Raw genomic sequence first — 19,599 nt, forward strand, 5'->3', positions numbered from 1 at the left:
CTCCTTCAGATCCAATTTCATTATATTAATATTCATTTATTAGGATAGGTGTTCCTATCATGTATGTAGGATTGTCCGATCCGTTTTCTTCGACTGCAATTTGTATATTCATAGGTGCATCTTCGATGGAAATACGTTGTTTCCACAATGGTGTATACCCGTAAATAATTTTTTTATGTGTAGATTGTTCTACTGTATCGAATTGTGTCTGTATTTGTTCTACTTGAAAATAATTTGTCAATTTGGTTAAAAAATAATCACCATTAATTATATCATTTCCTCTAGTCGTCAGACAAGCAAATCTCCTTACAGAATTTGTGAAATACTTGTTCATAAAGCTTTGGTTTATGAGAGTATAATTTTCTTCCGTATTGGAATTCCAACCATTCCCGCTTATTACGGCAATAAATTCTGCAGAAGCGTTTCCGTGACGCGGAATGACTACATTAAATAATACGTTTATTCCCTTAGATATATGGCGGTTTTTAAAAGAAATTTTAACCTTCTTTTCGTCTTTTGTCACACTTTTTTCGTATTTACGACTCAACATTTTCACTAATGCATCTTTTCTTTCAGGAGAAATGGATTCTTTCCATGTTGTTTGCCATTCTTGTATTGGTGCATTTTCAGTCATCATAAATTGAGCTAGATCCATCAGTTCATTTCTGCTTTCTTCACTTGGATCCATTCCAATATTATTTGCTACAAACATACATAAAATTGCTAGAATAATAGACTTTTTCACAATAAAATCCCCCATATCCAACTATTTCTTAATAATAGTATGAACTGGGAGATACAAAAGCATACCATACAAATGCTGACAGTCTTTTTATTCCCCAATATACAAGTATTCAGATCAGGAAATTAAAATAAATGATTTAAATCTCTGGACCACTGTAGCACTTCCAAAAAGAAGCGGCTGACACCTGTTCCAATCACAATGGTTAAAAACAAAATTAATATTTGCGCTTCTTTCGCTCTTCCTTTTTTGATTATTGGCTCAAAGTTAATGGTCATCATCAATCTCCAAGTCAAGTATATAAATAAAAGATGTGAGATAAGACTAATTATCGCCTGTTGGCCTAGTGAAAACATACGAACCACCTTTATAAATTGCTATTAGAAAAACTTGGCTTGTCGCCAAGTCTTATGGCGGAAGCCTTTGTTTTTCTTATACTATAAACCAAAAAAATCTTATACTTTGTGTAAAAAAGACATTCAAAAAGTACTTTAACAGTGACACAGCGTTTCCTTACTTGCTGAGCAATCGTTTTACTTCCATACATGTCCATCTCCTTTAACAGCAGCAATATTTCTTTACTGTTATTCAAGCAGATATCCATCTGATTCAATAATTTTTTCAATAGCACTAATAGATACTTTGCCATGGATAAGAAAAAAAGTCAATTCAAAAGAAGGGGTGTGGCAAAACTATCCGATCCTAAATAACAAAAAATTGTCCATTCTTAACTACAAAGTGCAGTACTTCAGACAAAAAAACAGAGTGGCACATGCCTTGGACAATTAAAGTAAAACTTCGGTCTGTATCTTTCCCATATTCGACTGATTTTTACACAAGAGTATGTCATCAAAAGGTCTCTGAATAGAAGCTGACATGTTACTTACAAATGGATCAACTCACCTTAATATACACTAGCTGAAGTAGAAGATAAGGTTTATTTACTCTGCTCGTGAAATAAATTTATCTGTTGGTTAATTTTTTCTTCATATCCAAATTAGACAAATCTATTGCATTTCCCGGGAAATATCGACATTTTCTAAGACATATAATGTGATTTAGTTTACTTTTATAAGACTTCCAAAAGTATAAAGTAAATCTTCAATCAGCGGGGGCTTCATTTATTCCTCATGAATGTTAGTATCAGAATGGTATGACCTAAAAGCCACTTACGAAATAGGGCAATTAGGTGCTGGTATCTCCCACTTAGACTTGTTGCAGTACAGATTATCCAACTCCTAAAGCGGGAGGCTTAGACCACCTTACATACGGGATAGATGGTTATTATTTAGGAATAAATTTCCAATATCAAAGTTGCTAATGTTGTTTGCATTATATTAAGATGATCGTTTTATCCTCTATCAAGCTTTATTAAATCTCATCATTAAACACTAAAAGTAATACAAAATCTTTTTAAAATCTCCTTGGGAAAATTGTTCTTTATATACGAACAAAAGGGAATTTGTTCTATTCGCAACATAAAAACGGAAGATTTGAAGAAAAATTAAAGTGAAACATTACATAGGTCTTCCTGTATGGAGCAAACAGTTCAAAGCTAGAGGTCATCAGGTGGCTTGAAAGAGAAGCACCCTAGTTCGGCGTTCGATGCGTCGCTGACATAGCTTTCCTTGTCCTGTTACAGCGCCACTACGATTTAAACATCCTGCCCTAAATTTAACGAAATGGAAATGTAGAGCCCATATTACTGATAAAGTTGTTGATCAATCGGGGGTTTTATCCGCTTAGCATCAGAAGTCGCCAATCAATCCAAGTATTCGTCCGCTTCAATCAAAAAGTCGCTCTTCAATCGGACATACTCTGCCACTCCAGCCACAAATTCGCTCATCAACTAAAGGGTACTTGACTGCTTAGCATCAGGAGTCACTCACCATAAGGATGGAATGTCATGCTGTATCTCTCCTATTTTAATCTTGAAGTAGAGTTTTACGTCATATTACAACCGAGAAAAATGATTTGCAAATTTTGATAGTCCTATACGGGTATTATTCCTTGATTATTTCTCCGATAGACTTTTCTTCTAACTAGATAATTTATTGTATTTGAAAAACTTCTTGCTGAACTACGCTGTTAATATGTTGGTAAATTGTGAACTTCGGCGAAAAAGTTGTGAACTTCGGCTAATTTCCATTTAATACCAAACATAGCCGAAAAGTTTAAAATATAAATTGAACCATAAATTAGCATTCCTCCTATTTTTCAAAACGAATAAACTAAGGTTTATATTGGATTTCATCGGACACTCTGCGCCCTGCCTTTAAATTTGAGCCGATATCTTGCCACAGGAAGAACTTGGAGGCTTACATCTACTTGAACGCTAAAACTAGTGGACATGTATCACTTTTACAATCATGTATGCACGGCTAGAGAATATGATCATTTACCTAACGACAAAAAATCTCCTATAACTATTTGTTATAAGAGATTTTTCGATTAACTGCTGACACTTAGTCGATTTATAGCTCTACGAAGAGCTAATTCCGCTCTTAACGTATCAATATCATCTTGTTTTGATTGGAGACGGCGTTCAGCTCGCTCTTTTGCTCGTTGAGCTCGATCAATATCAATGTCTGATGGTTTTTCCGCTGATTGCGCTAAAATGGTCACTTTATCTGGACGAACTTCCATAAAGCCGCCATTAACCGCTAATTTGTCTACATGGTTTTCACGTTTCAAACGTACCGCATTAATCGACAATGGCGCAACTAAAGGTATATGCCCAGGTAAAATACCTAACTCTCCACTTTCGGCTTTACAACTAACCATCTCATAATCATCTTCTAATACTGGACCGTCAGGAGTAACAACACTCACAGTTAGTGTTTTCAAAGCAACCCCTCCTTAACTTGACATGAAGGCGGTCAATGAATCATTGAATTCATTAACCGTTCCAAATGATCAAGTTTGATTATCTGATTCCTTTCATGTCTCTTATTCCATGCCTTTTGCTTTTTCTACTACTTCCTCAATGCGACCTACTAAACGGAAGGCGTCTTCTGGTAGATCATCATGCTTCCCATCAAGAATTTCCTTAAATCCTTTTACAGTCTCTTCTACAGGTACATAAGAACCTTTTTGGCCTGTAAATTGTTCCGCAACGTGGAAGTTTTGTGATAGGAAGAACTGAATCCGACGTGCTCGCGCTACAACGAGCTTATCTTCATCGCTTAATTCATCCATTCCTAAAATCGCAATAATATCTTGTAATTCACGGTAACGTTGCAATGTTTTTTGTACTTCGACAGCTACTTCATAATGCTCTTGTCCAACAACCTCAGGGTCTAATGCACGTGAAGTTGATGCAAGCGGGTCTACCGCAGGATATATCCCTTGTTCCGATAAACCACGGTCAAGGTTAGTTGTAGCATCTAAGTGGGCAAATGTTGTTGCTGGTGCAGGGTCTGTATAGTCATCTGCTGGTACATAAATGGCCTGTATCGATGTAACAGAACCTTTTTTCGTAGATGTAATACGTTCCTGCAATTGTCCCATTTCTGTTGCCAACGTCGGTTGGTAACCAACGGCAGAAGGCATACGTCCTAACAAAGCAGATACCTCAGATCCTGCTTGGGTAAAACGGAAGATATTGTCGATAAATAACAATACGTCTTGCCCCTGTTCATCACGGAAGTATTCTGCCATGGTTAATCCAGTTAGCGCAACACGCATACGAGCCCCAGGCGGTTCGTTCATTTGCCCAAATACCATAGCTGTTTTTGCAATAACTCCAGAATCTTTCATTTCATAATAAAGGTCGTTTCCTTCACGTGTACGTTCACCAACACCCGCAAACACAGAAATACCTCCATGTTCTTGGGCTATATTATTGATCAGTTCTTGAATAAGTACTGTTTTTCCAACACCGGCTCCACCAAACAGACCAATTTTACCACCTTTTACATAAGGCGCTAATAAGTCTACTACTTTAATCCCTGTTTCCAAAATTTCTGTTTCCGTTGTTAGATCTTCAAAATCTGGTGACTGTCGATGAATTGGGTCGCGACGTACATCTGCTCCCAAAGGTTCATCCAAATCAATATTGTCTCCAAGTACATTAAATACTCTACCCAATGTTACATCGCCAACTGGAACCGAAATCGGACTTCCTTTATCCTCAACTTCTAATCCACGTCTTAAACCATCTGTTGATGACATGGCAATGGTACGAACGCTATTATCACCTAAATGAAGCGCAACTTCTAAGGTAAGCTCTTTGGCTGTATCAGCTGAGTCATCAGCTATTTTAACAACAAGAGCGTTATTAATATCGGGAAGCTGACCATCAGCGAATTTCACGTCAACGACAGGTCCCATTACTTGTGTAATACGTCCTTTGCTCATCGATTTCCCTCCTAACGTACTTTCCTGAAATCATCGAAGAAGCTTATTCAAGCGCAGCTACTCCTCCACTAATTTCCGTTATTTCCTGTGTAATTGCAGCTTGACGCACACGGTTGTAAGTTAATGTTAACTTATCAATAAGCTCTCCAGCATTATCTGTAGCACTTTTCATTGCTGTCATACTAGCCGCGTGTTCACTTGCTTTCCCATCCAATAATGCACCATAAATAAGGCTTTCTGCATATTGTGGTAAAAGCACGCCAAGAATTTGCTCTTCATTGGGCTCATATTCATATTCATCATGGAAGGAAGAAGTATTGTTATGCTCACCTAAATTGGTAATCGGCAACAGTTGGGTTGTCGTTACCTGCTGGGAGATTGCACTAACATAATGGTTATATATGATGTGCAGTTCATCAATTTCTTCATCCTCATATAATTGCACCGTTTCCGAGGCAATTTCTTTTATATCTGCAAAATCAGGCTGATCACCAATGCCAATGATACTTTGGGCAATTGGAAGATCCATTTTTTTACAAAATTCATATCCCATACGCCCAATAGCTATAATGGTGTATTCATCCTTTGACTGATGGCGCTGCTGGATTTTTTGGTAGAGTGCTTTTAACACATTACTGTTATAAGCGCCCACCAAACCTTTATCCGCTGTAATGACCATATAACCAGTCTTTTTAACTTCCCGCTTTTCTAACATCGGGTGGGACGTCTCTGTAGCAGAATTTGCGATATGGGCCATAACTTCTTGAATTTTTTTACTGTATGGTTCAAAAGCTTTTGTATTTTGCTCTGCTTTTGTCATTTTAGAAGCTGAAACCATTTGCATAGCAGAAGTAATTTTTCTTGTTTTCTTGGTAGAATTAATTCTACCCTTAATATCTCTTAGTGATGCCAAGCTCGTTCACCGCCCTTTCTCATAAAAGGTTACGCGCTATGATACCTTATCCTTCAGATGGCAAAAATGTTTTTTTGAAAGCTTCAATCGCTTCATTCATTTCTGCCTCATCTGGTAATTTTCCTGTTTCACGAATGGACGTTAATAACTCTTTACGATTATTATCAAGCCATGTATTCATTTCTTCCTCAAAGCGAAGAATATCTTCAACAGCAATATCATCCAGGAATCCTTTTGTAAGTGCATAAAGACTCATAACCTGTTTTTCTACAGGCATTGGTTTATGCAAACCTTGCTTTAATATTTCAACTGTTCGTTGTCCACGATTTAATTTGGCTTGGGTTGCTTTATCAAGATCTGAACCGAATTGCGAGAATGCCTCCAATTCACGATAGGAAGCCAAGTCCAAACGTAATGTACCTGCGACTTTTTTCATCGCCTTAATTTGAGCTGATCCACCAACACGTGAAACCGATAAACCAGCGTTAATCGCCGGACGAACACCGGAGAAGAATAGATCTGATTGCAAGAAAATCTGTCCATCAGTAATGGAAATAACGTTCGTTGGGATATACGCAGCAATATCACCAGCTTGCGTCTCCACAAATGGCAATGCAGTTAAAGAACCGCCACCCTTTGCATCACTTAGCTTGGCTGCACGCTCCAATAAACGAGAGTGAATATAGAATACGTCACCTGGGAATGCTTCACGACCAGGCGGACGACGCAATAGCAAGGAAAGCTCACGATAAGCTACAGCCTGCTTCGACAAATCATCATAAACTACAAGCACGTGCTTGCCGTTATACATAAATTCTTCTCCCATAGCAACACCTGCATATGGAGCTAAGTATAATAACGGAGCCGGATCAGAAGCACCAGCCGACACAACGATGGTATAATCTAATGCGCCATGACGTCGGAAAGTTTCTACGGTACCTCTTACAGTAGAGTCTTTCTGGCCGATGGCTACATAAATACAAATCATATCTTGATCTGCCTGGTTCAAGATAGTGTCCACTGCCACCGTCGTTTTACCTGTTTGGCGGTCTCCGATAATTAATTCACGTTGTCCTCTACCAATCGGAACGAGCGCATCAATCGCTTTAATACCTGTTTGTAATGGTTCATCAACGGATTTACGATCCATTACACCTGGTGCCGGCGATTCAATTGGACGTGTTTTCGTTGCTTCTATCGCACCCTTACCGTCCAATGGCTGTCCTAATGGATTTACCACGCGACCAATTAATTCCTCTCCAACAGGTACTTGCATAATCCGTCCTGTACGGCGAACTTCGTCGCCTTCTTTTATCTCTGTGTAAGGACCTAAAATAACAATCCCTACATTGCTTTCTTCCAGGTTTTGTGCTAAGCCCATGACGCCATTTGAAAACTCAAGTAGTTCTCCGGCCATGGCGTTATCCAAGCCATGAGCACGTGCAATACCGTCACCAATTTCAATTACTGTGCCGACATCGCTAACTTCAATGTCTGTATCAAATGTTTGAATTTGCTGTTTGATCAGACTGCTAATTTCTTCTGCTTTGATGCTCATACCATTTCACCCCTATCTTCATTTGTTTGCAGTCACAATATTTCGCTCTATTCGTTTTAGCATGCCACTAACGGAGCCGTCATAAATCGTATTGCCAACACGGATTTTCATACCGCCAATTAATGAAGGATCGACAACATTATTTAGTTCAATCGCTCTTTTAGCAAATCGCTTTGCAAAGCTAAGCTCCAATTGTCGGCACTCCTCCTCTGACAATGCTCGAACAGAATATACGGTTGCAGCTGCAATTCCCTTCGCATCATTTACTAGCTGGATAAAATGATCAACAATTGCCGGAAGTAATTCGATCCGATGACGCTGGACTAGTAACTGCAAAGTGTTCACTACTTCCTTTTGCGCCTGTTGAAATACATCTTGCAAAAATTGTTGCTTCTTCGCATTGCTTATACGAGGATGCACGAGGAATGTATAAAGATTTTCATTGTCTTGAAACGCTTTTTTTACCACTTTCATTTCTTGAGCTAGTACATCAAGTGTTCCATTTTCTTGACCAAGCTGGAAAAGAGCATCCGCATAACGCTTTGCTACCGTTTCATGACTCATAGCTCTTCTCCTACCTCTTTAATGTATTCATGAATAAGTTTTTCTTGATCTTTCTCATCGATCTCTTTTTCAATCACTTTGGTTGCAATCAATACGGATAATGATGCAACTTTATCTTGTAATGCTTGTAATGCTTTCTCTTTTTCATTTTGGATGTCAGCTTGTGCAGACTCTTTAAGACGATTAGCTTCATCACGGGCGGCTCTGATAATTTCTTGCTCTTGTTTTTGCCCCGCCTCTTTTGCATCCTCAATAATTTTTTGCGCTTCCTGCTTCATTTGCTTTAAGCGTTCATGAGCTTCTTTAGAAGCTTTTTCCGCATCAATGCGGCTCTTTTCGGCTGCTTCTATCTCATTGGCTACATATTCTTCACGCTTTTGCATCATATTCATGACAGGGCCCCATGCAAATTTCTTTACTAAGAATAGTAAAAGAAGGAAAAAGAATAATTGAATTCCCATATCGATTACTCTTAAGCCCCCAACACCGGCACCTACTGTTAATACATCGATGTATGAATACACTAATTTCACTCCTTTCGTGATCGGTAACATCTTCAAACTATTTCGTTAATAAATCCCATAAAGGAATGGCGAAGACTGTTAAACTAATCCTCGCCATCTTAAATTATGAAAGTTTACATAAAAATAGCCATAAATGCGATTACCGCTGCGATAATAGGAATCGCCTCAACTAGTGCTACCCCGACAAACATGGTACCTTGTAATGAACCTTTTAATTCTGGCTGGCGAGCAATCCCTTCAACTGTTTTACTAACGATCATTCCGTTACCAAAACCAGCGCCTAACGCTGCCAAACCAATTGCTATTGCTGCTGCTAAAGCTCCCATTCATATTTCCTCCTTTTATTATAAACCTTATATTTTTATGTTTTTATTTAATGGTCGCTGCTCACTTTATGAGACAAATACACCATTGTTAACATCGTAAACACAAATGCTTGAATTCCTCCAATAAACAAACTAAACCCTTGCCATGCAAGCATTGGAACGGCTGCAAAAATGAAACCCAATGGAGGGCCCTTTATCGCAAGCGACACAAGTAATCCAAGCAACACTTCTCCTGCATAAATATTACCAAATAGTCGCAGACCTAACGTTAATGTGTTGGTAAATTCTTCAATAATTTTAAAAGGGAGCATAATTGGTGATGGGCTAACATAACCTTTCAAATAATGCTTCATCCCTCGAATTTTAATGCCATAAAAATGTGTTAACAGAACAACCATGCCTGATAGCGTTAATGTTAATGTTGCATCAGCCGTCGGTGATTTCCACCATAAATCATGACCAATTACCCCAACTGTGGCTACCCCCAGCAAGTTACTTACTAAAATATACGTAATTAATGTTAGACCAAGCGGGAGGAATACTTTTCCGGTTTTCCAATCCATGGTGTCGCTAATAATCCCTTTTACGAATTCGACAATCCATTCCATAAAATTTTGTAAACCGGTTGGCTTCATTTGCAATTTACGGCTTGCAATAACACTAAGTATAAACACGATGGCAGAAGAAACAGCTACCATAAAAAGATTCGCCAAGTTGACGTCGAACCAGGAAATGCCAAATAGGTCCTCTGCTATTGGTGCAGTATGATTCACGTTATTCACCCCTCCTTCTTGTTCGATTGTTTAAAGTTACTTAGAGCAAAATCTATCATAATGACAAGATAGGATGTCATTAATCCAATAATCACAGCAATGATTTGAAAGTAGTCATCAAACCGAATGGCGATTAAGGTCGCTAGAATGGCAGCCGCCATTCGTGATAGCGTTCCCAAGGATTTTACCTTTTGATTGTTCGTGACTGCATCACCAAACAACGCTACTTTCTTTTGGAGTAGATACAAGTTATAAAAGCTGATAGATGAGCCAAGTAACAAACCAAGAAAGATCTGTACATACGGCGTAAAGCCAGCTCCTATAACAAAAATTGCGAGAAGATAGAACATCCATTTCTGCTGTCGCGCAACCATTTTTTTGTAATCCGACATAATTTCCTCTTCCCTTGCCTATGATACAGCATGTACATTCGTAAAACGCTATGCTTACATAGAAACAGCTTTACGCTCAAAATAAGGAATTCGTATGTAAAAAAAAGATCCATCTTCATAGTATACTATAACTTTTCTTACTATACTATGAAGTTAATGTGAACAAATGAACAGGTGAATGATAGCCATAAAATTAACGCAATAAAAGTTATGAAACCACTACCATTCCACACTTAGCAAGTTTACATGAGCGATCCCTTAATGTCAATTGATTTCAAGCATAATTTGCATGTTTTGAGATAATTAGAAATGGTAAATTTTAGGATTTTTTGTCTTTGCGGAACAAAAAATCCTACTCACTAGTATAGTGTATTTTTCGTGTCTAAAGAGTGACGAATTTGTGAACAAAAGGAAATAATAGTCAGTTCCCATTTACACCTTGAGGTGGTACATAAATCATCGCTTCATAACTCGCCAAATCCCCAGTTTTAAGCGTTACGGAAATAACAGCATAATAATACCCTGATTTACCTACTGTTCCTCGATCCATTTCCCCTTCGTTGACTCCTGCCTTGACGTCCTTAAGTTCTAGCAATTGACGGTCAAACAGAAGTGTATCTGGATGATACAAATCGACTTCCACTTTTTCCGCTGGTTCTGTCATATAAAAACGGTAGTTAAAGGCATCGGTTGATAAAGGCTGTAGTACAAATTCAAATCCCATTGTCTTTGGGTTATCCGCTGCTTGATTAACAAATAAATACGGCATATGGTATGCTGTATCTTTTTGTCGCATGGTGATCCAGCCTTGATGCACACCCTCCTCAATTTGCGGAGAAGTTATTTTTATTTCAAGCGACAGCTTCTGTTTCTTATGAGGAGCTACCGTGATTGAAGGAGGCAGGTTCCAGCTTATTCCAGGCTGTTTATATGGATTATCAAAATAGTAGGTTTGAGGCTCATCTGTTGTATTTTCAATTACGATTTGTTCTGTTTTTGTTTCGCTATAAGAATGAACCTGGCCGAAAGTTAATTGCGGGTCATCGATGATTGTTTTTGTTTCAATCGCTTCCTTTGGGCGAATAAGTCCCATACCTTGGATGGTCGGAGACAAAGGCTCTTGATCTGCATCCATACGTAATGCCGTTGTTTTTATTGCCCCAAATATTTGCTGATTGGTCCACATGGGTCTTGCTTCTTTGATGAGAGCGACCACACCGCTTACATGAGGAGCAGCCATACTTGTTCCTTGTAAAGCTCGATACCCGCCCGGGACTGTGCTTACAATTTGAGTTCCAGGAGCAACTACATCCGGCTTAATATGCCAATTTACTGTAACGGGGCCTCTTGAACTAAAATTGGCAATCGAAGGCGCTTTGCTTTCATATTTTGTTTCTAAGTTCAATTGTTCTTTATTTAACTTTTTTCGCAACCACTCCCCGTCCTTTTGGGATATGGAGGCAACTGGAATTTTAAGCGATTTTCCCCCAGATACATCTCCTTGTAACGGTTGATCTTGATTATTAGCTATAACGACCGCTTTCGCACCAGAAGCTTGCGCCTGCTGCACTTTTTCCATAAAAGGAATATCATCTCGTTGGTAAAGCGCAATTTTCCCGTTTAAATCTTTCGTTTGCTTTGCAAAAGCAATGGGATAAAACGTATCAAGCTGCCATGGAGGAGAGCCGGTCATTTCCGTGATGGCAATTTTTTTATCATCCCATCGTGCATATAAATAAGGGAGCTGTTGTTCGTGACTTGCAGCTCCAACAGATAACGCTTGATTAGCGGTGGCAGGCGCTCCAACTGTCCAGCCATCCGGACCCGCATTCCCATTAGCTATTACAACAGCAACGCCTAATTCAGCTGCTTTATTCACAGCTAAACTTGTTGGGTAGTCCGGTCCATTAACTTGATTACCTAAAGACAAGTTAATAATATCTACATCATCCTTTATTGCCTGCTCCATTGCAGCAATTACTTGGATCGATGTACCACTGCCTCCTGGGCCTAACGCGCGATAAGCATATAATTCTGCATCAGGTGCTACCCCTTTCAATTTTCCGTTGGCAGCAATAATACCAGCCACATGGGAGCCATGCAACGTCGGGATACCTTCTTCTGGTTTTGTTTCCATGGGATCATCATCTAAATCAACGACATCATATCCGGAACGATAATTTGTGCGTAAATCGGGATGATTATAATCCATTCCCGTATCAATAACGCCAACCTTGACGCCTTTTCCTGTATAGGTGGTGTTATTTAATTCAAACGGAAAAACAGCCTTTCGATGCTTTTGTTCCCATTTACTTCGTTCCATGTTTGTCGTTTCATACTGCTGTACAGTATGAATATTTTTCACAAAATCCAATGATTCCATTCGTCGTAACTGCTCCCGGTCACCCTTGAGAGCAAGACCATTAAACAATGTCGTATAAACAGCTACTATTTCAATAGACGGGTAATGGCTTTTTAAGAAAGCTTGAATTTCTTTTGGTTCCCCGTTTACTTCAACAATAACCGATTCCAGCTTATTACCTTTATGGTTCAATTGCTCTGCTAAACTGACGTTGCTTACCGTAAATAACATAACAAATATACTGCTGATTAAAAGTATCTTTACACGCATACTATCCTCTCCTTAGGCTTTAGGATTTGATGGAAGAGGAAAAATATACAAAAATAAAGTCTTTGGATATATTTTGTGTTGAAAAAAGCGTGCACTTTCATTAACACAAAAAAGGGCTGCCAAATAAGTCTAGCAACCCCATCTTTTAAATAGACTATTTATGAAAATAATCAACAATCGAATCTGCAATCCTGCGTGAAGCTTGTCCATCTCCATAAGGATTGGACGCTTTTGCCATTTTGTCATAGGATTGTTTATTTGTTAACAACTCATTTGCCAAGTGATATATATTATCTTCATCTGTACCAGCTAGTTTCAATGTTCCCGCCTCTATACCTTCCGGACGTTCTGTTGTATCCCGTAAAACGAGTACAGGTACTCCAAGGGATGGCGCTTCTTCTTGAACTCCCCCAGAATCGGTCAAAATTAAATAAGCACGAGAAGCAAAATTGTGGAAATCAACAACACCTAATGGTTCAATTAAATCAATTCGATCATCGTTCCCTAAAATTTCTTCAGCAGCTTGTTTAACGACAGGATTAAGATGAACCGGATATACAACGTGAATATCCGCATGCGTTTCAACTAAACGTTTAATAGCTCTAAACATTTGCTGCATGTTATTACCGAGGTTCTCTCTTCGATGTGCGGTCATTAAAACTAGACGCTTTTCTCCTATACGCTCTAAAATCGGACTGCTATATGAAGGATCGACCGTTGTTTTTAATGCATCAATTGCTGTATTTCCAGTAACAGCAATACGCTCCAGCGGCTTATTTTCCTGAACTAAATTTTGCTTGGACTTTTCTGTAGGTGCAAAATGTAAATCAGCGATGACTCCAGTCAATTGGCGATTCATTTCTTCTGGATATGGAGAGTACTTATTCCATGTCCTTAGCCCCGCTTCCACATGGCCTACTGCAATTTGATTATAGTATGCTGCAAGAGAAGCTACAAACGTTGTCGTTGTATCCCCATGAACAAGCACCATATCTGGCTGCGTTTTTTTCATTACTTCATCCAGACCCTCTAATGCTCTTGTGGTGATTTGCGCTAACGTTTGTTGCTTTTTCATAATATTTAAGTCGTAATCAGGAATAATGGAAAAAATTTCCAATACTTGATCAAGCATTTCCCGATGCTGTGCTGTAACAGTGACAATGGATTCAAATTCCTCAGTGCGCTTATTTAATTCCAGGACGAGGGGGGCCATTTTAATCGCTTCCGGACGCGTACCAAAAATTGTCATTACTTTAATCCGTTTCAACGTCATGATATTTTCACTCCAGAATTTATTGTCATTTTCATCTATATTATCGAAAAAAATCCACATTCTTCCTTTATTTTGTTCCGAAAAGACGATCTCCTGCATCACCTAGGCCTGGAATAATATATCCTTTTTCATCTAATTTCTCATCCAATGCCCCCAGATAGATATCTACATCTGGATGCTCTTGTTTAATGACTTCTACGCCTTCTGGTGCAGCAATTAAACACATTAGTCGGACATGCTTTGCACCTCTATTTTTCAATGAATGGATAGCATCATTTGCAGAGCCGCCCGTTGCAAGCATTGGATCGATAACAATTAATTCACGCTCGTGAATATCAGAAGGTAATTTTATATAATATTCCACAGGTTTCAATGTCTTGGGATCACGATAAAGCCCTACATGACCAACCTTAGCAGCGGGGATTAAATCCAGCATTCCGTCTACCATACCTAATCCTGCACGAAGAATAGGCACCAAACCAATTTTTTTCCCAGCTAGTACACTTGCTTTTGTTTCCATTACTGGTGTTTCGATCGTTTTTTCTTGTAGCGGAAGATCTCGTGTAATTTCAAATGCCATCAGCATGGAAACTTCATCCACCAGCTCACGAAACTCCTTTGTACCAGTGTTTTTATCTCTTATGTACGTTAGTTTATGCTGAATTAACGGGTGATCTAGTACGAAAACCTTTCCCATGTTGCCGTTCACTCCTTTAGTTTAGTTGCATCCTTAAAATTGTACTCAAAATTGGCTTCACATGCAAGTTATGCTAAAAGCTCTCCATTATTGTTGAAACCCGGCGAAATCCTGGGCATATTGGAGAAGCTTCTACTTAGAAAAACTTGGCTTGTCGCCAAGTCTTATGGCGGAAGCCTGTGTTTTTCTTATACTATAAACCAAAAAAATCTTATACTTTCCTATAGTGGAACAAAGGCGCAAGCGCCCGTTTAGCAACGTAGCGAATGGAACAAATCAACTAAAGATTTAGGAATCATGCCACTAAAAACAGGGGTATGCCGACGTCTGAGCGGCAAGCCCGTTTTTAGTCGGTCTTCCTCTTTGCCACGAAACGATGAGGCCTTATCGTAGGGCGCATTTCTAAAGTCGCATCGTTGCTGGCGCTTGCGCCGAGCGTGGCTATGCGGTTATTTCGTTATCCCCCAAGCACCTCATTTTATACTATCTTATCTTCCAAGAAAAGCTCCTTATAGTTGAAATTTCATTATTTAGACACATGGAAAAAGCATGAACTTTTTCTATAGATTAAAAAATGAACCTTTATGGAGGAGGTTTTTTAATCTTCTGTTGCAAAAGGAGCAAAGGCTACCGATGCGTCATTTAAAAGAAGAACCATTTTTCTAACGGAGGGTTTCGCTGACGTTGATTTTTGCCCCCTATAGTACACCTCCTACGATCAATTTCACAGCCCCAAACCTTTAAGGCGCTGATATCTCCCACTTTAACTTGTATTACAGTATCTTCAATCTTTAAATGGATGATTTCTCAGCATTTAACATGAAAATAGTATCCTAATTACCAAAAGAAGATGCCTGGCTAGGCATCTTCTTTTATTGCGCGTATACCGCATAAAGCGGGAATTTTTCAGTTAGTGTTTTCACACGTTGTGCAGCTGCTTCGAGCACTTTAGCATCGTCATGATTTTTTAACGTGATTGCCATGATTGAGGCTATTTCTTCCATTTCCGTTTTTCCAAACCCACGGGTAGTAACTGCCGCTGTACCTATACGCACACCACTCGTTACAAATGGACTTTCTGTATCAAATGGGATGGTATTTTTATTGGTAGTAATCCCAATGGAATCCAGTACGTGCTCAGCTACTTTCCCTGTTAATCCTAACGGTGTTACATCAAGCAATAGCAAATGGTTATCCGTACCACCAGAAACAATACGAATTCCCTCAGACTGTAGAGATTCAGCTAACACCTTAGCATTTTCAATGATTTGTTTGCTGTACGTTTTAAACGAATCAGATAGGGCCTCCTTAAAGGAAACTGCTTTTGCTGCAATAATATGCATTAACGGCCCGCCCTGCATACCAGGAAATACAGCTTTATCAATCTTTTTAGCGTATTCTTCTTTACAAAGAATCATACCACCTCTTGGGCCACGTAATGTTTTATGCGTTGTCGTTGTTACAAAATCAGCAAAAGGAACTGGATTCGGATGTAAACCAGTAGCTACCAATCCAGCAATATGAGCCATATCGACCATTAAATAAGCTCCTACCTTATCAGCTATCTCGCGAAATTTTGCAAAATCGATAACTCGTGAATATGCACTGGCACCTGCTACAATAAGTTTCGGTTTTTCTTTTTCAGCTATTTTTAAAACAACATCATAATCTAACTGCTCCGTCTCCTTATCAACCCCATAATCGATAAAACGGTAAAGTGTACCACTGAAATTAACCGGGCTTCCGTGTGTCAAATGTCCTCCGTGATTAAGATTCATACCTAACACGGTATCACCAGGCTCTAAAACAGTAAAATAAACAGCCATATTTGCTTGCGCACCTGAATGCGGTTGTACGTTGACATGCTCAGCGCCAAACAACTGCTTCGCACGATCACGAGCTAAATTCTCTGCAACATCTACATGCTCACAACCTCCGTAGTAACGTTTGCCCGGATAACCTTCTGCGTATTTATTGGTTAACACAGATCCCATTGCTTCCATCACTGCTTCAGAGACAAAATTTTCAGAAGCGATTAATTCAATATTATCTTGTTGTCGCTTCTTTTCTGCTTCTATTGCTTGAAAAATTTCGATATCTGCTTGCTTGACAAAGTCCATTTGATTACCCCCTTTATGTATAAACCTATTGTAGCTTTAAACCGTTAGAAGAACAAATACATTTTTTACTTGAAATTCATGGAAATAAAGTACTTCATTCAGTATGAAGATTCCTACTTCCTATTTCCTACTGAACGTTAGTACCAAAATAGTACCTTGAACGAATCAGAATTGGTGTCGTTATCTCCACTTATCCTTCCTTGCGTCGCTTTTCACTCTTGACATATTAGTCTTACAGCGTCTTATCACTCGGGATAAACTGCACGAGCTCCGCCAATTCTTTTAGGACGAGTATAAGCGGCGTTAAGACGAGCTTCTCCTAAAAAGCGCTGCTGAAGTCGGAATGGTATAGCGACAGGTTTTAAATGCATACCTATCATCGTCTCCCCAATATCCATCCCTGCATGCGCAGTTACGGTTTCCACCACTACAGGTTCTTTTAGCTGTTCAAATGCGTATGCAGCCATCGCTCCACCAGCATTTGCAACTGGAATAACCGATACCTCGTTTAATTGATAATCGTTCATCGTACTTCTTTCCATAACAATCGCTCTATTTAAATGTTCACAGCATTGGAAACAAAGGTGAATCTCATTTTCGTTTTCCAGCTTTTCTAAATTTTTGTAGATTATTGCTGCAATTTCTTTACTGCCTGCCGTCCCAATTCTTTCACCGGCAATTTCACTCGTTGAGCATCCAACAACAAATAAATCCCCAGGCTTGAGTTGACCTGACATTTGCCATTGCTCTTGTATATCCATAAGTTGTTCTCTAAGTTTTTGGTGAAACTGCTCTTTCATCGTAATCTGAAACACCCTTCTTTATATAGAATAAGGCAAGCCTTCTCTGCTCACCTTTCTAAATTATTGTGCGCCGTCTTCATATGTCATAATTTTTCCGATCCGATTTTTATGTCGACCACCATCAAAATCTGTCTCCAACCACGTTTTCGCCACTTCCCGAGCTAAGCCGGGACCTACAACACGTTCTCCCATAGCCAATACATTAGAATCATTATGCTGTCTCGTTAATTTCGCACTATATACATCATGTGTAAGAGCACAGCGAATACCTTTTACTTTATTTGCAGCAATAGACATTCCAATCCCTGTACCACAAATGAAAATACCACGATCAAATTCCCCTTTGGCTACTCGTTCTGCTGCTGGAAGTGCATAGTCAGGATAATCTACGGAACCTTCACAGTCACAACCTGCATCTTCAAATTCGATCTGCATTTCCGTTAACAAATCCTTGATCTCATTTCTAATCGTCATACCTGCATGATCTGCTGTAATGATCACTTTCATCTGTATTAACTCCTTTTTAGTTTGACCTTTATATTTATGCCGAAAAAGTTGTCAAGCTGTAAAGCCTTTTGATCTTATTATACATTCATTCATGTTATTAACCAATATCGTATTTTAATTCACCTTAAATTGATTGATTTGTTTATTTAAATTTTTGGCTTGCTCCTCCAATGCATGAGCTAATCCATCCACTTGCTCAATGGTGGATGCTTGTTCATGGATAGACGCATTTACTTCTTGGGCGCCCGCTGACGTTTCTTCTGCAACAGCCGCCACTTCTTGCGATTGCTTAACTGTATTTTGAATTGATTCCAATTGGCGATCTACCAAATCTGTAATTCGACCAATCTCTGTTGCAACCTCATTTACAGAGCCAGACATCTCCGAGATTGCATGATTGGTTGTTTTTCCATTATTGGCCTCCCGTTTTGCATAGGAAACGTTATCATTTATTTTGACAACCACTGCTGAAACATCCTCTTGGATAGCAGTAATTAATCCAGAAATTCGCTGCACAGCCTGAGCACTTTGATCTGCTAACTTACGAATTTCATCAGCAACAACAGCAAAACCCTTACCATGTTCTCCCGCTCGAGCAGCCTCAATGGATGCGTTTAGTGCAAGCAAATTCGTTTGTTCAGCGATTTCACCGACCAATGTAATAATTGTTTCCACTTGCATCGCATTTTGCTTTAAATGATCAACATCTTTTAAAGAAGCTTCCTGCTCATCAGCAAGTTTTTGAATCCCATCAACCAATTGATTAACAGCCTGCTTACTTCGATCTAATATTTTCATCATCGCATTCGATTTTTGCTTGGAGTCGGCTGCTTTTTGCTGTACCTCCTCCGCTAGCTCTGTTGCTAATTCGACTGCTTCTGCGGTATTTTGTATTGCTTCTGAAGCGCTTTCTGCTCCTTTAGAAATTTCATCTGCGGATGAGCGAATGGACATAGAGTGATGATTCGCTTGTTCAGAAGCTTGTCGAATTTTAACAACTGATTGATTCGTACTTTCAAAATGCTGATCTATATTATGAACAATATCGCGTAAGTTTTTTAGCATTTTATTAAAAGCTATCCCCAACGCTCTAACCTCATCATCTGATTTAGAAATTTCTATGACTTGATGCAAATTTCCTTTAGCAGCTTCAGAGGCTGCTGCTTCAAGCTTTTCCAACGGCTTTACAATCACTCTTGCAGCAAAAAAAGCCAATATCCCCGACCAAATAATACCAAGAACGAACGTGGTTATTGTAAAAAAGTGTTCAGAAACATCCCAATAATTTTGTACGTAATCATAAATAATATAAATAAATACTGCACTAACTGAATACGTTACCAAAGCTAAAGTCGTTGTAAACAGCACCAGCTTTAATCGCAAACTGAAACGATACTTCTTCTTCTCCATTGATCT

The 19,599-nt window shown here is 39.1% G+C and carries 18 protein-coding genes; all 18 read right to left on the reverse strand.

The window, feature by feature from the left end; all coding sequences use genetic code 11:
* Nucleotides 1–25: 25 nt before the first annotated feature.
* Nucleotides 26–745 (reverse strand): YwmB family TATA-box binding protein, encoded by a 720-nt coding sequence (locus KBP50_RS19755; protein WP_050350979.1) that lies wholly within the window; start codon nucleotides 743–745, stop codon nucleotides 26–28.
* Nucleotides 746–867: 122 nt separating this feature from the next.
* Nucleotides 868–1,098 carry a DUF1146 family protein gene (locus KBP50_RS19760; protein ID WP_050350978.1) on the reverse strand — a complete coding sequence of 77 codons (231 nt, stop codon included), beginning with the start codon at nucleotides 1,096–1,098 and terminating at the stop codon, nucleotides 868–870.
* Between the two features lie 2,095 nt (nucleotides 1,099–3,193).
* On the reverse strand, nucleotides 3,194–3,589 hold the full coding sequence (locus tag KBP50_RS19765; protein WP_050350976.1) for a F0F1 ATP synthase subunit epsilon: 396 nt from the start codon (nucleotides 3,587–3,589) through the stop codon (nucleotides 3,194–3,196).
* Between the two features lie 102 nt (nucleotides 3,590–3,691).
* On the reverse strand, nucleotides 3,692–5,101 hold the full coding sequence (gene atpD, locus KBP50_RS19770) for a F0F1 ATP synthase subunit beta (protein ID WP_072741346.1): 1,410 nt from the start codon (nucleotides 5,099–5,101) through the stop codon (nucleotides 3,692–3,694).
* Nucleotides 5,102–5,144: 43 nt separating this feature from the next.
* Complete coding sequence (gene atpG, locus KBP50_RS19775; RefSeq protein ID WP_050350974.1) at nucleotides 5,145–6,014, reverse strand: ATP synthase F1 subunit gamma; 870 nt, start codon at nucleotides 6,012–6,014, stop codon at nucleotides 5,145–5,147.
* Nucleotides 6,015–6,060: 46 nt separating this feature from the next.
* Nucleotides 6,061–7,572: a F0F1 ATP synthase subunit alpha gene (gene atpA / locus KBP50_RS19780; RefSeq protein ID WP_050350973.1), complete on the reverse strand. Its 1,512-nt coding sequence runs from the start codon at nucleotides 7,570–7,572 to the stop codon at nucleotides 6,061–6,063.
* Nucleotides 7,573–7,590: 18 nt separating this feature from the next.
* Nucleotides 7,591–8,136, reverse strand: a complete 546-nt coding sequence (locus tag KBP50_RS19785; protein WP_050350972.1) for a F0F1 ATP synthase subunit delta — start codon at nucleotides 8,134–8,136, stop codon at nucleotides 7,591–7,593.
* Entirely contained in the window at nucleotides 8,133–8,660 is a 528-nt protein-coding gene (gene atpF / locus KBP50_RS19790) for a F0F1 ATP synthase subunit B (protein ID WP_072741347.1), read from the reverse strand. Before atpF ends, KBP50_RS19785 begins: the two co-directional genes overlap by 4 nt.
* 113 nt (nucleotides 8,661–8,773) lie before the next feature.
* The gene (gene atpE / locus KBP50_RS19795; RefSeq protein WP_050350970.1) at nucleotides 8,774–8,986 is read right to left on the reverse strand and encodes a F0F1 ATP synthase subunit C; all 213 of its coding nucleotides are present in this window, start codon (nucleotides 8,984–8,986) and stop codon (nucleotides 8,774–8,776) included.
* Between the two features lie 47 nt (nucleotides 8,987–9,033).
* Nucleotides 9,034–9,759, reverse strand: a complete 726-nt coding sequence (gene atpB / locus KBP50_RS19800; protein WP_050350969.1) for a F0F1 ATP synthase subunit A — start codon at nucleotides 9,757–9,759, stop codon at nucleotides 9,034–9,036.
* Nucleotides 9,760–9,764: 5 nt separating this feature from the next.
* Nucleotides 9,765–10,151 (reverse strand): ATP synthase subunit I, encoded by a 387-nt coding sequence (locus KBP50_RS19805; protein ID WP_050350968.1) that lies wholly within the window; start codon nucleotides 10,149–10,151, stop codon nucleotides 9,765–9,767.
* A 421-nt stretch (nucleotides 10,152–10,572) separates the two neighbouring features.
* A complete protein-coding gene (locus KBP50_RS19810; RefSeq protein ID WP_050350967.1) occupies nucleotides 10,573–12,783 on the reverse strand; it encodes a S8 family serine peptidase in 2,211 nt (736 codons plus the stop codon).
* 154 nt (nucleotides 12,784–12,937) lie between these two features.
* Nucleotides 12,938–14,056 carry a non-hydrolyzing UDP-N-acetylglucosamine 2-epimerase gene (gene wecB / locus KBP50_RS19815; protein WP_050351169.1) on the reverse strand — a complete coding sequence of 373 codons (1,119 nt, stop codon included), beginning with the start codon at nucleotides 14,054–14,056 and terminating at the stop codon, nucleotides 12,938–12,940.
* 67 nt (nucleotides 14,057–14,123) lie between these two features.
* Nucleotides 14,124–14,753, reverse strand: coding sequence for a uracil phosphoribosyltransferase (upp, locus tag KBP50_RS19820; RefSeq protein WP_050350966.1), 630 nt, complete (start codon nucleotides 14,751–14,753; stop codon nucleotides 14,124–14,126).
* Between the two features lie 872 nt (nucleotides 14,754–15,625).
* The gene (locus KBP50_RS19825; RefSeq protein ID WP_050350965.1) at nucleotides 15,626–16,873 is read right to left on the reverse strand and encodes a serine hydroxymethyltransferase; all 1,248 of its coding nucleotides are present in this window, start codon (nucleotides 16,871–16,873) and stop codon (nucleotides 15,626–15,628) included.
* Between the two features lie 245 nt (nucleotides 16,874–17,118).
* A complete protein-coding gene (locus tag KBP50_RS19830) occupies nucleotides 17,119–17,673 on the reverse strand; it encodes a TIGR01440 family protein (protein WP_050350964.1) in 555 nt (184 codons plus the stop codon).
* Between the two features lie 63 nt (nucleotides 17,674–17,736).
* A complete protein-coding gene (gene rpiB / locus KBP50_RS19835; RefSeq protein WP_050350963.1) occupies nucleotides 17,737–18,183 on the reverse strand; it encodes a ribose 5-phosphate isomerase B in 447 nt (148 codons plus the stop codon).
* A 114-nt stretch (nucleotides 18,184–18,297) separates the two neighbouring features.
* Nucleotides 18,298–19,593, reverse strand: coding sequence for a methyl-accepting chemotaxis protein (locus KBP50_RS19840; protein WP_050350962.1), 1,296 nt, complete (start codon nucleotides 19,591–19,593; stop codon nucleotides 18,298–18,300).
* Between the last annotated feature and the right edge of the window lie 6 nt (nucleotides 19,594–19,599).

It is taken from the genome of Virgibacillus pantothenticus, assembly GCF_018075365.1.
Classification (GTDB): domain Bacteria; phylum Bacillota; class Bacilli; order Bacillales; family Amphibacillaceae; genus Virgibacillus; species Virgibacillus pantothenticus.